Consider the following 16,626-nt stretch of genomic DNA (forward strand, 5'->3'; position numbering starts at 1 on the left):
CCTACCCGTTAAAAAAGCAACCGATGACTTTTACGGAGTATGAAATCAAAATCCTGAACGAGGTATTCGATCAGATATCAGAGAGCGCACCAGCACAGTTAGACACAACGGCCATCATCTCCAAATATCGGCTTTCACCCCGCACATTTGTGCGGGCGTATAAAAAGCTGTTTGGTAAAACGCCCTCACAACATCATCATGAAGTAGCCATGCTTTATGCCAAAGAGCGCATAAAAGAAGGTGTACAAATCAAAACTGTAGCCCGCGAACTTGGTTATCATGACATAGCCAACTTCTCAAGAAAATTTAAAAGGGTAATTGGCTACCCGCCGTCAAAAGTAACACTGTAGAAGGTTTCAAATAAGACGGCGCTGCATAAATGCAGTATTTGTCATAATTTGACAACAGATTTTTGATTGTTAGATCAAAAACTCCGTTTAGCTTTACAATGGAAATAAGAGCTAACCACGATTTACGAAGTAACCCATAGCCACGGAATCAAAATAACTGACTTTCTAAAGGGGGATTTTTGCTTTTTCATAATTATCACTTAAGATCTTTCTTAACCAAGGAAGACGGGGAGACGACTGCTGGGACATTAGAGGGCATTCTTCAGAGGGTCAACGAGGAGGATGCCCGACCAGCAAATTATTAACTTATAGTATTCAGTTTATGAAATTGTTCGCATTTGCATCATGGTTGATGGTGATAACCCTTTTTGCCTGTAAAAGAAATTCAATGGCCGTATTGCCTGACTTTAGCTTTCGACTAGCAGACAGCTCCACGGTTCTGAAAACTAGTGACATACCATCGGGAAAAACCATCGTCGTGATCCTTTTCGAAGCTGATTGCAGCGGTTGTCAGCAGACGACCGACAGCTTACTTCAAAATATCAACAAGTTAAAAGATGTTCAGTTTTACTTCCTCAGTACAGAACAGCTTTCCCAGGTTACATTGTTTCGCGATTACTATAAATTGTCTAAATATTCAAACATTACTGTTGGTCAGGATCACAAGAATTTTTTGCCCACATACTTTAAATCACATGGAACACCACAAATAGCACTGTACAATGCCGAAAAGCAACTTCAAGGTATTATTAACGGAAAACCGAACATCAACTTGCTGATCGAAAAAATCACCAGTATTCACTAATTGAACAAACCATGAAAAAGCGCACAGTTAATATTATCTGTTATACCTTATTCGCCCTATTTGTTTACGCTGCACTAAGCAAACTATTCACGTTTAATACCTATATATACGATCTAAAAAGGTCAGCCTACATCGGAAAATTTTCTTGGTTGTTGTCCTACGCTTTACCGGCTTTGGAACTAACCGTCGCGGTCACTTTGCTAATTGACCGAACAAGAATTCTGGCTTTATATGCGTCTGCAGCGTTGATGTTTCTATTTACGTTGTACGTAGGAATTCTATTAAAGACAGTTGATTACGAACCTTGTACCTGTGGAGCATTGATCAGAGAACTCACCTGGAAACAACATCTGTGGTTTAATACTTTCTTTACGTTATTAGCCTTAGTTGGAATACTACTAGAGCGAAAGATTGTAAATAATACCGGCGATAACTCCAGACAATCATTCAAACCAAGCCTTTAAACTCTTTGCGCAATATTTCACCTTAACATGTAAAGGCACAAACATTTTTTCACTATTAAAACAAAAGAACATGAATCGTTCAAAAATTTTTATCGGTTTGACCATTGCACTTTTTATGGGTGCAGCTGCTTTCGCTAATGACAACAATTCTAAAAGAGCGACAGTCTGGTACTTGAATGGATCAACTTGTACTAGCATAACAGAAACAGTATGTAACGGTGGTACGGTTGACTGTAAGGGAACACAGACTGCTGATAACGGCAAACAGCTGTTTGACGCTGATGACTGTCAGGTTAAATTGAAAAAAAGTTCATAACTAGTTAAACATGGCTAGCTGGAATTGCTGGCTAGCCATATTCACACTATGACTATTATCAATCAGAAAGCCTAATTGACTCAAGTTCCTTTGTACCTGTCACTATCCTTAAACCAAACTTCTCTAACTGTCTTTCAATATCCTTTTCATCAACCATATTGGCTTTCAAATCAATGTTAATATTTACATTCATTCCCGTATTGTTAAAAATTGGTAAATCCAACTTTAGCAAAAAGGAAAGGTGTTTTACAAGTTCATCAATAGGCCTATTGGACAACAACATATTATCATACGTAAAATTAATGCTATCGATGCTGCCCTTTTCCGCGATTAGGTTATCAAACTTTTTTCTATCCCCAATTTCAAGAAGGTATACCGGAACCTCTTGCTTCTTTACTGAAACATTAAATCCAAAGTAATTTTTAAGATCAGATTGCATAACTGCCATCAGATAACTTACTGTCGACCTTTCCTTTGGAACGGTCAGGCTGTATGCGTAAGTTTTCTTGTTTGCGTTAACAAAAGCTGATGAGTCTTTTAGATCCAGAATAAGCTCCCCGCTATATTTAGAATAGATTTCCTCATCCCATATATCCCAATCATCCACTCCGAAATATGCAACCCTATAAAGTGATGTCAGAGTATATCTCAGGCATTCAATTCTACCATTGTCGATTTTTGTAGCCCTTTGACCAAACAATCTTGTTATTCTTCCGTATGGTGTTTCACTATCGCTTACTTTTAATAGGGATCTAAATAAATAACTGGTATCATATCCACCATTGGCCATGTTGCCATTTGTTAGAAAGGGAATATTTCTGTTGTATTTGTTTTTTCTCTCAAACTCTGTTTTTGAATAATATTTCTCAAAAAATGTATCATTGCCCTTAATCAGGGAAATAAGTTGACTGGCTGTTATTGTAGTAGTTACCGCTTTAACTATTCCTTGCGGATCAATGATCAGAATCTGAGGCACAGCATACATATCGTATTTTAAGTATAAGATACTGTCAAATGCTGTTGTTATTTGGAAATGATGTTTCTTATCGAGGTGTGCGTATAAGTCTTTTATTCTTTTCTCATCTGCTTTGTTGGATTTGCCAGCATACGGTTTAGTAGCCCCAACCATAATAATCTTAACATTTTCTTTAAAAGCGCGGTCTAATGAATCCATTTTGGGAAAGCTTGCAATACATGCAGTACAAGAAGTTGTCCAGGTGTCCAATATTAACCATTTACCTCTAAAATCGTAAATCGATGCAGATTTGCCGTTATAGTTCACTATATCCGTAAACATATGGTTTCGTATCGTATCACCGGCTTGGGGGTAATACGCATTCATTTGAGCTGAGCCATTGAAATAGAGTGCACTCATAAATGTGATCAGCAAAATTAGTTTCATTACCATCTCTTAATTATAGCCAGTGTTTTGTGTAAGATTAGGATCGTTCCCAATTTCTGCTTGTGGTATAGGCCACAATTGTTTAGTAGCATTCCATATCGCACCTTTTGAAGGCGCAACGTCTGTCATAACAGCATCTAATGTTTTTGTGCGTTTTAAATCCAGCAAACGATGCCCCCATTCCGCGAATAGTTCTCTTTGCCGTTCCTTTAAAATCGCAATTAAAAGATTGTCCTTACTGATGGTAGGGTTTGTTGAAGCTATCGGGGGAATTCCTGCCCTTTCCCGGATTTTATCTAAATCGGATATTGCACCGTTGAGGTCATTTTGCTGAGCCCTTGCCTCAGCCCTGATTAAGTATTGCTCAGCCAAACGAAGAACAACAGTATATTCGGTCACATCTGCGGAGTTGTCAACCTTATACTTATAAGGGAAGTAATAATCTTTACTAGGAGTCATTGATGCATCTGTGTACGTCCCTATCCAAAGGTCTTTTCTTTTGTCTCCAGCATCAAACGAATTAACAAGTTGGGAACTGACTGTAGTTGACTGCCGAAGATCGAACTGGGGAACACCTGTCAAAATAAAAAAAGATCCTTCATAGGTATTGATATTGCCAGTTGGCGTTGGTTTCGCCAATTGCCAGATTGCCTCCCGACTAGCTATTAAAAAAACCTGATTTAATGGTTCAAGAGAATAAACATCGCTATTTTCAATAAGTAATGTGGCCTGTTCCGCAGCAGCAGTATAATTGCCAACATATAAATAAGTTCTAGCCAGAAGTGCGGTGGCAGTGGCTTTATTAGGTCGGACACGATCATTAACTGTACTTATACTGTTTGCGCCAACATAGTTTTCATTTAAACTTGATTGCGCGATGACCAGGTCTGAAATAATCCGATCATACACCTTAGAAACTGGAGATCTTGAAATTGTTTCATTATGGGAATAATTTGTTGTTGTTACCAATGGAATATCTCCATAAAGGTTAACTAAATAGAAATTCCAAAAGGCTCTGATAAATATTGCCTCAGCCATTACTTGCTTTTTTACCATGCTGTTCAATGATTTCGAAGCCATGCAACCCTCATAAATGGAATTTGCTTGATAAATAAACTTATAGCCAGATGACCAGATTTCATTTGTTACTGCGTCTGATGCACGCAATCCATTTTGGTATACTGGTCTATTTGGAACATACACTGTATTTAATTCATCTCCATAAAGACCCGTATATAAAGCCAGAAGAAAAGGGGGCATATTTTGCTCAACCATCGATGTATACAGACCAGATAAAGCAGCATTCGCTGTTTCATCCCGTTGAAAAACATTTTCCGTAACCAATAATGTAGCCGGTGGATCAAGTTCTACAAACTTCCTGCATCCAATATTAAATAAAAATGCTATAATGCAGACTATAAAAGCTTTAAAGTGTTTCATGACTCGGATTTAAATTAATCTTATCAAAATGTCAATTGAATACCAGCAATAAGTATTCTCAGTGGCGGAAGGACAAAAGAGGACGAAGATGCAACTTCAGGATCTAGTCCTTTATAACTGGTGATGGTAAATAAATTTTGCCCCTGCAAATAAATTTTTGCGCTTTGCATTTTTAGGAGATTCTTATATCTTTCAGGTAGATTCCACGATAAGGAAACATTTTTTAAACGTATAAAAGAGGCATCAACTATAGTTGCATCACTTTGAGTATATAATGTGTATGCTAACGCAGCATCAGTATCATAACTTTGAGTGAATTTTTGATAGCCGGCCGAAACCTTTTCATTTTGTAAGACTGAGTTGAGCTGATTAGGTTGATCACTCAATATCCCAGGTGCGGAACCTGTCAATAATGCATGCCCGACTTGTTTTACAAACTGAACAAAAAACTCCAATTGAAGTCTCTTATAACTAAAACTATTATTCACACCTCCGAAGTAGCGTTGCCCAATAAATACAGGACTCCGATCAGATTCATATGTGATCTGACCATCCTTATCAACATCTTCAAAACTGTAAATATTCGTTATTGGGTCCACACCTGTATAGTGGTACATGAAACTCAACGATAATGGCTGTCCTAATACATAACTTTGAGAATAGCTTGAATTTTTAAGATTGGGATATGATAATAGCTTGTTTCTCGGGATGCTCAAATTAACCGAAGTAGTCCAGCTAAAATCTCTAGCCTGAATGTTATTGGTATTAAGGTCAAACTCAGTTCCTCTGTTTTGAATCACGGCAGGTAAATTAGCCTGAACACTATTGAATCCAGTTACATTAGGTAACCCATACTCTACCAATTGATTGCTTGTGCGGTTTTGATACCAGCTTATATTCAGCAAAATCCTATTATTTACAAAACCGGACTCCAATCCAAGTTCCAATTTCTTAACTGTTTCCCAGCTATAGTCGGGATTAGTCAAAGAGGTAGGTATCACAGCTGCCGTTCCTTGATAAGCAAAACCATTAGACGAATATGTACTTAGAAACCTATAGTCTGATATCTGATCATTTCCAGTTATTCCATAGCTCGCTCGTACTTTACCAAAGGAAATAAATGGTATTCGATCAGCAAATAACCTTTGCTTACTAAAAATCCATCCGACACCTATTGCACCCAGGTCAGCAAATTGCTTGCCGGGTCCAAACCTACTGCTGGCATCCCGTCGTCCCGTCAAATTTATTAAGTATTGCCCCTGATAGTCATATCCGATACGTGCATAAACAGCATTATATCGATAGCGAGTCTCTGTATATGCTAACGTTCTAATTGTTGTAGCCGCAAGTATATTATTAACTAAAGCTGGCGATGAAAATCCAGATGCTGATTGAAAAAGGGAGTTTTGGTCATTTTGCTGTAATGTCCCACCAATCAAGGCCTCTAGTTTACCCTTTCCGAATACCCGAACATAATTTAGAGACGGTTCAATTATCCATGTTTTGACCCTAGTACCACCGAAAGAATTTCTCCGTTGGCTAGGCCTTACTACCACATCGGGATTATAATTTGAAAATGGTGTTATGGTCGATGAATTTGATTTAATGTCTATGTATCCCAGTCTTGCATTAATCGACAAACCATCTAGTATTTCATACCCCAAAATGGCTGCACTATTGAGATTATCGGCAACTGTGGTTGATTTTCGAGAGGTAACCCAAAGGGGATTTTCCCAGGTAGAGTTTTGCCAGTTCAAAGAGCCGTCAGAGTTATATAATTTTGGAGTATTAGGCGATAGATTAATGCCATTGGTAAAATCAGCAGCAGGAAGCTGATTATTATCATTTAAATAACTAATTGATATGTTGGTATGAAATTTTTTGTTGTCGCTCTCATGGTTTACATTCAAGTATCCAGATGCTTTCTGATCACGGTATTCACCGGGAAAAACTGTTGATTCTCTACGATATGTTCCGCCAAATATAAACTGGGTACCCACGTTCCCTCCCGATATATTCAATCGTCCAGTTGTAATGTTTGCTGTATTTCCAATTAAGACTCTTTGCCAATCTGTGTACTGGTTTAGATCGCCCCATTTACCGTTTAGGTCATAGTCAGTTTCAGTCGGTGCACTTATGCCATCATTAAGCAACGCCTGCCTTCTCATAGCAATATATTGAGGTGTCTTCATCAGATCTATCTTATTTGACACCTTTCCAACTCCACTGTTCACATCGATGGTTACTTTACCCCTACCTTGTTGTCCCTTTTTTGTTGTGATCAAAATCACGCCGTTTGCACCGCGAGAACCGTATATTGCTGTCGCATCGGCATCCTTTAAAACCTCAATCCGGTCAATATCATTCAATGAAAGGTATGCAAAAGGACTTAAGTCTCCTGCAGCACCTCCTAATACTGTTTCACCTGTAAAACTAATATGTGGATAAGGGACACCGTTTACGATATAAAGTGGGTTATTAGCATCTAGTCTGAGACTATTTTGCCCTCTTAATTTCACATTCACCTGCGCCCCTGCGACACCAGAACTTTGCGAAATATAAAGCCCTGGCACTTGTCCTTCCAGAGCAATTAGTGGATCACTAACAGGATTTTTTTCGAGATCTTTTGCCTGAATTATACTAACATTTCCGGTATTTAACTCTTTAGTGGTAGTATAATATCCCTTGTTAATCACCACCTCATTAAGATCAGACGTCGAGCTTTCAAGCCCGATAGTCATGAATGTTGATCCTGCCTTAACGGAGAGAGCCCTATAACCGACGTAAGATACTTGAACAGTTGTACCCGCATCAACATCTGCTAATTCAAATTCTCCTTTATCATTAGTGATTGTAACCTTTTCTCCTGCCTTCACAGACGCACCCGCTAAGGGACGGCCGTCCTGATCTACTACTTTCCCACGAATCGTAATACTCTCAATTGCTTCCACCACCTTTTCCGAAAGACTGTGAACTGCTTTACTCTTAACCAATATCGCCCCATCCTGCACCACATAACTAAACGGCTGCCCCTTAAACACCGCCTCCAACGCCTCCTCTAACTCAACATTCTCCACCCTCACACTTACCGGCTTCGCATCCCTCAATATATCAGACGTAAACATAAAATAATGCCCCGTCTGTTTCCTTATCTGCTTCATCACCTCCTGTAAAGAAGCATTCGTCACAGAAAGACTTACCTTCTGTGAATATCCACTAGCTGATACATTCAAACTGATAATTAAAATAGCAATGAACAGTTTCATGACAAGCACGTACTTTAGCAATGTCTGGCGTTTGCGCCTTTTGCCATACGGGTCAGGCAACGGCAAGCCATTGACATGAATCAATAATTTCATAACTTTGATTTGGTTGGTTGTTGATAATGGTTGATACTAACTTTTATAAGGAACGAACCGTTACCGGAAGGTCTCGACCACTTTCCGGTTTTTTGTGCCTTATATCAAAACACAGGTACTTATTTCTTCATAATTCTACCTTCTTCCAGTTTTAATGCTACATCACTTACCGCTTCAATCTGTTGCAGTACTTTAAGCAGGCTTACCCTCCGGGGTATCTCCCCATAAAATTTGATATCAGGGATGGCTGTATAGTCTACCTTCACGTCATACCAGCGGGCTAATTGCCGTAATACGTCTTTCAAATCTGCGTCATTAAACACAAATAAACCATCCTTCCAGGCAATGGCATCCTCAGCGTTAACCTGCTTGATGCTAAAGCGGTCAGACAATGCTGTTGATTGATCCCCCGGCTTTAAAATGGTTTTTTGAGGGAAAGAAACTGACGATATTTCAATCCTACCCTCCGCCAGCGTAGTCACAGTTGGTTCGCCAGTGTAGCTGGCCACATTAAAATGCGTACCCAGTACTTTCACAGACTGGCCATTGGAGCTGACAATAAAGGGCTTATTAGGGTTTTGCTTAATCTCAAAATATCCTTCTCCACGAAGTTCAACCAGGCGTTCGGATCCTTTGAATTGCACCGGAAACTTCAAACTGCTGGCTGCATTCAGAAACACACGACTACCATCAGGCAAATAAATTTCAAACTGTCCCCCATTAGGTGTCGTAATGGTGTTCATCATCCCTACACCCATCTTAGCATTGTTGTCGGAAATAACATACACCAACTGTCCATTCGCATTTTTAGAGATCGCAACACCAGCCTGCTGTGCCAAAACACCCGCCTTCGCCGCGTCTAATGCAATCTGTTGTCCGTTTGCAAGCGTCAGGGTTGCCCTGTTGCTTCCTGCGGGAGCATCCTCCACTTGTTCACTCATCACCCTTTTAGATCTTTCTTTATTTGCGGACAGAAGATATAGAATACCTCCTATTAACAATATGCAGGCTGCCGCCACTGCAGACCAATACCTTAGTCTTTTTACTTTCTGGCTGGCTGGCACATTCTCCGTCACCTTCGTCCACATCAGGTCCTTTACTATTTCATAGTCCGGATCAGTGTCAGGCACAGGCAAGCTACGTTCCAATTCATTATAAGCAGCCTGTAACAATGCCTGTTCTTCAGCGCTACACCGGCCTTCTTTGAACTTTACTAACAATTCTTTTATCTCCTGTTCCGTCATGATATTACCTTTTTTAAACAGCGTATATGACACTGCCTTTATATATCATACGGTTCAGAAAAGCAAAAGGGATACAGCAATGTGAAATAATTATTAAATAATTTTCGGCTTATAATAAAAACGGAGGAATAGATATAAAAGAAGTGCCGGGTTATACAAACAATACTGTCAGTTTAGAGCGTAAGATCTTCAGTGCTCTGGTCATTTGGGTTTTAACAGTTCCTTCCGATACATTAATAGCATCAGCAATCTCCTTTCGGGACATATAGCTCTCACGGCTTAATTCAAACACCTCCCGCATCTTTGGAGGCATATCTGCTACAGCCTGTTCAATGCGATGTTTCATTTCATTAGCCAGCACCATTTCATCGGTATCATAACGGCCACACCTATACACCTTCCCCACCGCATCAATATACTTCTGACGGTTTACGCTTCTGTCAAAGTTATCGATTACGCGGTTCCTTATTGCCCGATACAGATATAAATCCAAAGGGGCATGCACGTTAAGCCTGCCCATGCCGGTAAGTAAAGCGGTAAACAGATCCTGCACAATATCCTGCGCAAGTGCATCATCATGCAACATTTTTCGCGCATGCTGGTATAGTAAACCCCAGTAACGAAGATATATTTCTTCCAGTGCTGCCACCTCACCATTGTCAAGCAGCGTTACGAGTTCATTGTCCGTAAGCGTTCCCAAAGCTCCCATCAGTTCTCTTAATTAGCCAGTTACAATAGGGTGATCAAATCTAACTACAGCTTAACTCAATTGAAAAAGCAATGCCATATCATTGCATAGACACAGGTTGAAATTCAGTAAAATCAAGGGAAAAGCCAATATGAATGTACTAATAATAGCCGTAATTAAGAGTTAATGCCACGTTAACAACAAGGGAGTGTATGATGTCACTAATATCATTGCACTTCAAACAAAAAAAGAAGCGCTGCCATCCTTCGCAAGAATAGCAGCGCCTCTTCAAATTCCACATGAGCACATATTACTCCGGCACTCCGATATACTCGTACTTATATGTCTTAAACACACTACCATTACTCCTGTCAATCCATTTCTGTTCAACCGGATAAGGCGTACCTTCAAATAATTTATATTCAAAAGTAACGCCCTTAGGAAGCCAAAGATTGATGCTTGCATTTTCAATATCAATCTGTAACGGATTGTGTTTAGATAAAGTGAATGCAAATGGATACATCTCCTTATACTGCGTTTCAAGGAATGTTCTTGCTATGAAATAATTATTCTTGATCAAAGGCCACAACGGATTCAAGGTTGTATCGTAGGTGTATTTCTCCTTATAGTGATAGTCCCATTTCATGTATTCATTTTCAAAGAAGTCCTCATTGAAGAATTCCTTTAAATCATTTCCTTCCATCGTATAAATAGAATAATTGAATGTAGAGGAATTATTCTGATTGTAAACGGTATCAGGATCTCCGGTGCGAGTAACCTTATCAGGACGAATAATCATCATTTTAGTCCTGACATTTTTTATGGCAGAAAAGATGCTATCAGCCTGATAGGTAATAATTGCCTCACTTATTACTGACTGGCTTCTGAGACTGAATCTGATTTCTTTACCAACCTGTCCGTCAGTATTATACTCATAATCGAACCTGTATGTAGGATTCACTTTGGCCGTATCAGACATGTCGTATTCATAAATACGACCCACTTTTCCGTCGGTACGATATTCAATCTTCGTGGATATTTTACCATTGATATAGATTGCGCTTAAACCTGGGCCTGGCTGGTAAATTGAATCAGCCGGGGTAACACCATCCCCGGAAGTATTACAGGAGACAAACATTCCAGATAATGCATAAACAAAGAACAATGCAATAGGGATACGAATTAATTTCATCATAGTATAGAATATAGGCAGGCGAAGTTATGATAAAAAACGATAAACTGAATACTCCTCTCCCCTGAGCCATCCAGACAAGTAAATTGAGCCACTAAAGAAAACGCCCATCCCCCACAAAAGCTCAACTTTGCATCATACTCTACAAACTAGCAACGATGACAACAATAGCAAAAATGCCACTAGGCAACAACGGACCACTCGTATCTAAAATCGGATTAGGCTGTATGCGGATGTCCCCTGTCTGGGGAAACCCCGGGACTGATGAAACTGAAAGCATTGCCACCATCCAGGCAGCATTGGACAGCGGTATTAACTTTCTGAATACAGGCGACTTCTATGCCAGCGGCCACAACGAACTGCTTGTGGGCAAAGCGATCAAAGGCAGAAGAGACGATGCCTTCATTAGTGTCAAGTTTGGTGGGATCATATACGGAGGGCAGTTCATTGGCCTGGACTTGCGCCCTATAGCCATCAAAAACTTCATCAATTATTCCCTGATACGCCTGGGCATAGATACCATTGATCTTTATCAGCCCTGCAGACTTGACAACAGTGTTCCGATAGAAGACGTGATTGGCACTATCGCCGACCTGATCAAAGAAGGAAAAGTACGTCATATCGGCGTTTCCGAAATCACTGCAGATCAACTACGCAGGGCAAATAGTGTTCATCCGATAACAGCATTGGAAATAGGTTATTCATTGGCAGATCGCCAGATAGAAAGCGACCTCCTTCCTACGGCTAAAGAACTGGGTATAGGGGTTGTAGCATTTGCCAATACGGCTGAAGGACTGCTCACCGGTGACATGAAAGCTCCTCTGCCGGCAAATGCCTACCAAAATCACTTCCCACGTTTCCAGGGAGAGAATCTGAAAAAGAACCTGGAAAAGGTCGAAGTACTAAAGCAAATGGCAAAGCAGAAAGGATACACACCGACACAACTGGCAATTGCCTGGGTGAATGCACAGGGTGATCATATCATGCCATTGGTAAGCATGAACCGGAGAGCAAGGCTGACAGAAAATGTACAGGCGATGGGGATTGAGTTCACTCCTGACGAACTGAATACACTGAATACGCATTTCTCGCCAGGTGCAATACTTGGAGGTACATATCTACAGAGGTAGTGGGCTTGCAATAAGCCCCTCCTCTTTTTATATCTTTGCACAATGACAAATCCAACTGAAATACTCCCGGGTGTCATCTTCTATTCTTATCTCTCCGCGAAGAGAAAGGAAAAAGTAGCCTTCCTTGAACACAATACTTTGGTATTGCAGGTTTCAGGCCGTTTTACAATGGAAACCGCTAACCAGAAGGTCTCCATGGAGCGCGGCCAGATGTTACTGATACAAAAAAATCTCCTGGGAGAGATTACCAAGACTCCTTTGGAGAATGAGGATTATCAAACCATTGTCATTCGCCTGGAAGAAAACCTGCTCAGGAAGATCGCCCTGGAAGAGCAAATAGAAACAGAACAAAAATATACAGGATCCCCTACCATTCTCATTCCCGGAAACGATTTCCTGCTTGCTTTCTTTCAATCCCTGATGCCCTATGTCCGCCACCCGAACGATAAGGTAACAAAAGCAGTGGGTATGCTGAAAGTAAAAGAGGCGGTGTATCTCCTTCTGAACACCATGCCTGAACTGAAGCATTTCTTATTCGACTTTTCAGAACCTTATAAGATGGATCTGGAAAAATTCATGCTCAGCAATTTCCATTACAACATTCCAGTTGAAAAATTTGCACAACTCACCGGAAGAAGTCTTGCAGGGTTCAAACGTGATTTCCAGAAGATATTCGGCATGGCACCCAGACAGTGGTTACTGGAAAGAAGACTAACAGAAGCCAGGCATCTTATAGAGAAAAAGAACAAAAAGCCCTCTGCAATATATCTTGACCTGGGATTTGAAAGCCTCTCCCATTTCTCACATACTTTTAAGAAGAAATTCGGGAAGGCTCCCACTGAATGGGCTGTTTAGGGCTATCAGGTTCCCTTAGCTATCGCTACCAGCTTTTACAGCGACAGAAGTATACTGCTTCCGGAACTTTGTCAATGCCACTCCCTTCTGCTTTTTGAAATACTTATTCAAATGACTTTCATCCGTAAACCCAAACTCCAGGGCAATTTCATTCACACGCATATCACTGAACTTTAAGCGGTGCTCAATCAGACGCAACTTATACTGCGTGATAAAATGCTGTAGCGTCTCTCCCGAACGCCGCTGGAAGTACTGACCAATATAACTGGCTGAAACACCGAAAGCCTTCCCAATCTCCGCCGCCTTTAATCTGGCAGGATCAAAGATATGCTCCTCGATATAATGAATAATATCAAGCAGCTTCTTATCCGTGTTCTCTGCAGCAGCCGGAGGTCCCGCCTTTTCAATATTACGGGCAGCAATAACGATCAGGGCATTCACGAAGTGCTTTATCACATCCTCCTGGTAGAGATCTGGATGTTCCAGTGTATGCAACAATGACGTAACAATAGATTTAACAAGTACATTGTCGTCCGGTGTTCTCATAATACACCCGGTAAAATGACGGGCATAATACAGAATACATTCCATCTGGTTCATCTTTCCCCACTCGAAAGCCCTGATATAACTACTGCTGAAACGCACCATCAGGAATTCCGTGGGCTGTTCAAGCTCAAAATGATGTACGTCATCCGGGGTAAGCAGTATCACGCTACCCGGTTTGAATGCCGTACGGTGAGAATCAAGTCCCAGGTAACCCTGACCACTCACTACAATGCAGATCTGGAAGAAATTGTTCTGACAATCCACCGGAGCTACTGCTTCCATTTTCTTAAGGACCACCTCAAGCGGTGTATGCATCGTTAACCTTACCATACCGTAAATGTACCTGTTTTTATAAAAGTTGTACTGATTTTTTGACAAGTACCGGTATACTTTAGTGGTCTTAAAAGAATGCTATGACAGCTCAAACGAAAGGACAACTGACGAACAAACGTGCACTGATAGCTATCTGCCTGGCGGCACTTATGTTCGGATTAGAGATCACCAGTGTGCCGGTTATTCTTCCCACACTCGAAAAAGCGCTAGGTAGTAATTTCAGCCAGTTACAGTGGATTATGAATGCCTATACCATTGCCTGTACCATGGTGCTGATGGGTACAGGTACACTTGCAGACCGTTTCGGGCGTAAACGGGTCTTTATTGCTAACGTCATCGGTTTTGGTATCACTTCCATCGTTTGTGGTATTGCCGGCTCTACGGAGCTACTGATAGCAAGCCGTTTCTTCCAGGGCATGACTGGCGGCGCTATGTTCATTTGTACCATTGCCCTGCTTTCCTACCAGTACCCGGAGGGGCCGCAGAGAAGTAAGGCATTTGCCGCCTGGGGAATTATTGCCGGCATCGGATTGGGCTTCGGACCGATCATTGGCAGCATCATCAGCGAAACGATCAACTGGAGATGGGTATTCCTGATCCACGGAGCACTGGCGCTGAGTACCATTCTGCTGATTATACCGTCTATACAGGAATCCAAAGACCCCAATGCCGGCAAGCTGGATGTGACAGGGATGCTGTTACTGTCTGCAGCAGTGTTTGCACTCACCTATTACATCACACAGGGACCGGAAAACGGGTTCACCAGTACCTCTTCCCTGCTTGTGCTTTTGGCAGCCGTGGTACTGATCATCCTGTTTGTATTGGCGGAGGTAGGTCAGCCCTATCCCATGATCGACTTTAAGGTATTCCGCGTACGACAGTTCACCGGGGCCATTATGGGATGCATCGGGATGAACTTCTCCTTCTGGCCCTTAATGGTCTTTCTCCCACTCTATTTCCAGGTAGCCCTGCATTGTGATACACTTACCACCGGCATGTGTCTGCTGGCCTATACACTGCCTACATTGCTATTTCCGCCTATAGGAGAACGTCTTATGTTGCGGTATGGCGCCGGATGGGTTATTCCCGGAGGACTGTTGCTGATCGGAACCGGTTTCTTTGTCATGTATGCAGGCAGCAGTATAGCAGGCACCGGTTGGCTGGCCCTTTTACCAGGTTGTATACTTGCAGGTAGCGGACTTGGTATCGTCAATACGCCTGTCACCAATACCGCCACAGGAGCCGTTCCGGGCGACCGTGCCGGTATGGCTTCCGGTATCGACGTAAGCTGCCGGCTGATTACATTAGCGATCAACATTGCACTGATGGGTTTCCTGTTGGTACAGGGTACTTTCTCTTATCTAAGTGATGCACTTCCACTTGCAGGTACCGACCAACTATTTGCATTATCCAAACAACTTGTTGCCGGAAGTGTGAAGGTTGAACAGGCCCTGAATATTGAAACACTAACGGAGATGCATCAACAGGACTTGTTTGGTAAAGCGCTGCAACAAGGTTTCGGCAGGGTCTTTTTGTATGGAGGGACGGGCGTATCAGTATTAGCGTTGATCAGTTTTCTGATCTTCAATCCGCAGAAAAGAAGGAAACAGTTCGCAGATGCACTGTCAATACAACAGGTGGCAGAATTATCTGGTGATAAATAATGGGGCTATGATATAAATAAACGATGTGTCCAACCGTTTTATACGGTAGATATTTATATCCGAAATAACCAACACCCATACTATACCAATGCGATCTATCACAATTTCAGCCAGTCTATCCCCGATTATAAAGCCAATGGCAACCGCTGGAAGGATAATCAGTGGGCAGACCTTCCTCATGCAGGTAAGTTCCTGTTGCCGGATAATAGTACTTCTGCTTCAGATTACTAACGAAAAACTGTCTGTGTAAAGGATGATATACGTCCTTACAAGGCTGCAAAAGACAAAATACTATAAAGGCTCCTGCGCTGGCAGGGGCCTTTTTTTGTGCTGACAGGCCTGTTTTCTGTACAATAAGGGAAGATGGCGCCTGGTCCAAAATAGACCCTAATCCCACAAAACAGACATGTTTAAAATGACAATATGTATAATATAATATATTATACTACTATAAAAACTACTCTTCCATAAACCAGTACACAATCAAGTATTTAAACAGTCTTTGTAAAGCTTCTACCCTGGTGCATTCGGTGAGATAACCCATATATAACCCATATATAAGCCATATATGACCCATATATAACCCATATTTAAGAGATATGGGTTATATATGGGTTATATATGGCTAGAACATAGTTTAAATATGGAATACAGTAGATAACGAATAGGGATCACAACGGTACCAACGCCCCGTTTATCGGCCATTAATAGCCTTACAATGCAGGAAACCGATGTTGTAGTTGATGAGACTATGGGGTTAAGGGCGCTGTTACTGTCTGGGACTTTTAATTGGGCTCCGGGTAGACAGAAAAAGTAGAGGGGAAAGTAAACACCAGGT

Annotated in this window: 14 protein-coding genes; 7 read left to right on the plus strand and 7 right to left on the minus strand. The window is 41.4% G+C overall.

The window, feature by feature from the left end; all coding sequences use genetic code 11:
• Positions 1 to 23 precede the first annotated feature (23 nt).
• From BLR32_RS11150 to BLR32_RS11165, 4 genes are all read left to right on the plus strand, one after another.
• Positions 24 to 350, plus strand: coding sequence for a helix-turn-helix domain-containing protein (locus BLR32_RS11150; protein ID WP_089831592.1), 327 nt, complete (start codon positions 24 to 26; stop codon positions 348 to 350).
• A gap of 322 nt (positions 351 to 672) precedes the next feature.
• A complete protein-coding gene (locus BLR32_RS11155; RefSeq protein WP_089831594.1) occupies positions 673 to 1,155 on the plus strand; it encodes a TlpA family protein disulfide reductase in 483 nt (160 codons plus the stop codon).
• 11 nt (positions 1,156 to 1,166) lie between these two features.
• Positions 1,167 to 1,619, plus strand: coding sequence for a MauE/DoxX family redox-associated membrane protein (locus BLR32_RS34600; RefSeq protein WP_089831596.1), 453 nt, complete (start codon positions 1,167 to 1,169; stop codon positions 1,617 to 1,619).
• Positions 1,620 to 1,689: 70 nt separating this feature from the next.
• Positions 1,690 to 1,935, plus strand: a complete 246-nt coding sequence (locus BLR32_RS11165) for a DUF6520 family protein (protein WP_089831598.1) — start codon at positions 1,690 to 1,692, stop codon at positions 1,933 to 1,935.
• A gap of 58 nt (positions 1,936 to 1,993) precedes the next feature.
• Here BLR32_RS11165 and BLR32_RS11170 read toward each other — a convergent pair whose 3' ends face one another.
• The 6 genes from BLR32_RS11170 to BLR32_RS11195 all read right to left on the minus strand — a co-directional run bounded on the left by BLR32_RS11170 (position 1,994) and on the right by BLR32_RS11195 (position 11,263).
• The gene (locus BLR32_RS11170) at positions 1,994 to 3,337 is read right to left on the minus strand and encodes a TlpA family protein disulfide reductase (protein ID WP_176842237.1); all 1,344 of its coding nucleotides are present in this window, start codon (positions 3,335 to 3,337) and stop codon (positions 1,994 to 1,996) included.
• A 9-nt stretch (positions 3,338 to 3,346) separates the two neighbouring features.
• Positions 3,347 to 4,777, minus strand: a complete 1,431-nt coding sequence (locus BLR32_RS11175) for a RagB/SusD family nutrient uptake outer membrane protein (RefSeq protein WP_089831602.1) — start codon at positions 4,775 to 4,777, stop codon at positions 3,347 to 3,349.
• A gap of 23 nt (positions 4,778 to 4,800) precedes the next feature.
• A complete protein-coding gene (locus BLR32_RS11180; protein ID WP_089831604.1) occupies positions 4,801 to 8,136 on the minus strand; it encodes a SusC/RagA family TonB-linked outer membrane protein in 3,336 nt (1,111 codons plus the stop codon).
• Positions 8,137 to 8,255: 119 nt separating this feature from the next.
• Positions 8,256 to 9,380 (minus strand): FecR family protein, encoded by a 1,125-nt coding sequence (locus BLR32_RS11185; protein ID WP_143011436.1) that lies wholly within the window; start codon positions 9,378 to 9,380, stop codon positions 8,256 to 8,258.
• A gap of 151 nt (positions 9,381 to 9,531) precedes the next feature.
• Positions 9,532 to 10,089 carry an RNA polymerase sigma factor gene (locus BLR32_RS11190; RefSeq protein WP_089831607.1) on the minus strand — a complete coding sequence of 186 codons (558 nt, stop codon included), beginning with the start codon at positions 10,087 to 10,089 and terminating at the stop codon, positions 9,532 to 9,534.
• A gap of 289 nt (positions 10,090 to 10,378) precedes the next feature.
• On the minus strand, positions 10,379 to 11,263 hold the full coding sequence (locus BLR32_RS11195; protein WP_089831608.1) for a hypothetical protein: 885 nt from the start codon (positions 11,261 to 11,263) through the stop codon (positions 10,379 to 10,381).
• A gap of 155 nt (positions 11,264 to 11,418) precedes the next feature.
• Here BLR32_RS11195 and BLR32_RS11200 point away from each other — a divergent pair, with 155 nt between their 5' ends.
• Together BLR32_RS11200 and BLR32_RS11205 are read left to right on the plus strand one after the other, a co-directional pair.
• Positions 11,419 to 12,390, plus strand: coding sequence for an aldo/keto reductase (locus tag BLR32_RS11200; RefSeq protein ID WP_089831610.1), 972 nt, complete (start codon positions 11,419 to 11,421; stop codon positions 12,388 to 12,390).
• Between the two features lie 42 nt (positions 12,391 to 12,432).
• Positions 12,433 to 13,245 carry a helix-turn-helix domain-containing protein gene (locus tag BLR32_RS11205; protein WP_089831612.1) on the plus strand — a complete coding sequence of 271 codons (813 nt, stop codon included), beginning with the start codon at positions 12,433 to 12,435 and terminating at the stop codon, positions 13,243 to 13,245.
• Between the two features lie 15 nt (positions 13,246 to 13,260).
• Here BLR32_RS11205 and BLR32_RS11210 read toward each other — a convergent pair whose 3' ends face one another.
• A complete protein-coding gene (locus BLR32_RS11210; RefSeq protein WP_089831614.1) occupies positions 13,261 to 14,121 on the minus strand; it encodes a helix-turn-helix domain-containing protein in 861 nt (286 codons plus the stop codon).
• An 83-nt stretch (positions 14,122 to 14,204) separates the two neighbouring features.
• On the opposite strand from BLR32_RS11210, the gene BLR32_RS11215 reads away from it, so the two are divergent.
• Positions 14,205 to 15,788 (plus strand): MFS transporter, encoded by a 1,584-nt coding sequence (locus BLR32_RS11215; protein ID WP_089831615.1) that lies wholly within the window; start codon positions 14,205 to 14,207, stop codon positions 15,786 to 15,788.
• The last annotated feature ends 838 nt before the right edge of the window (positions 15,789 to 16,626 follow it).

The organism is Chitinophaga filiformis, from assembly GCF_900102545.1.
GTDB lineage: Bacteria > Bacteroidota > Bacteroidia > Chitinophagales > Chitinophagaceae > Chitinophaga > Chitinophaga filiformis.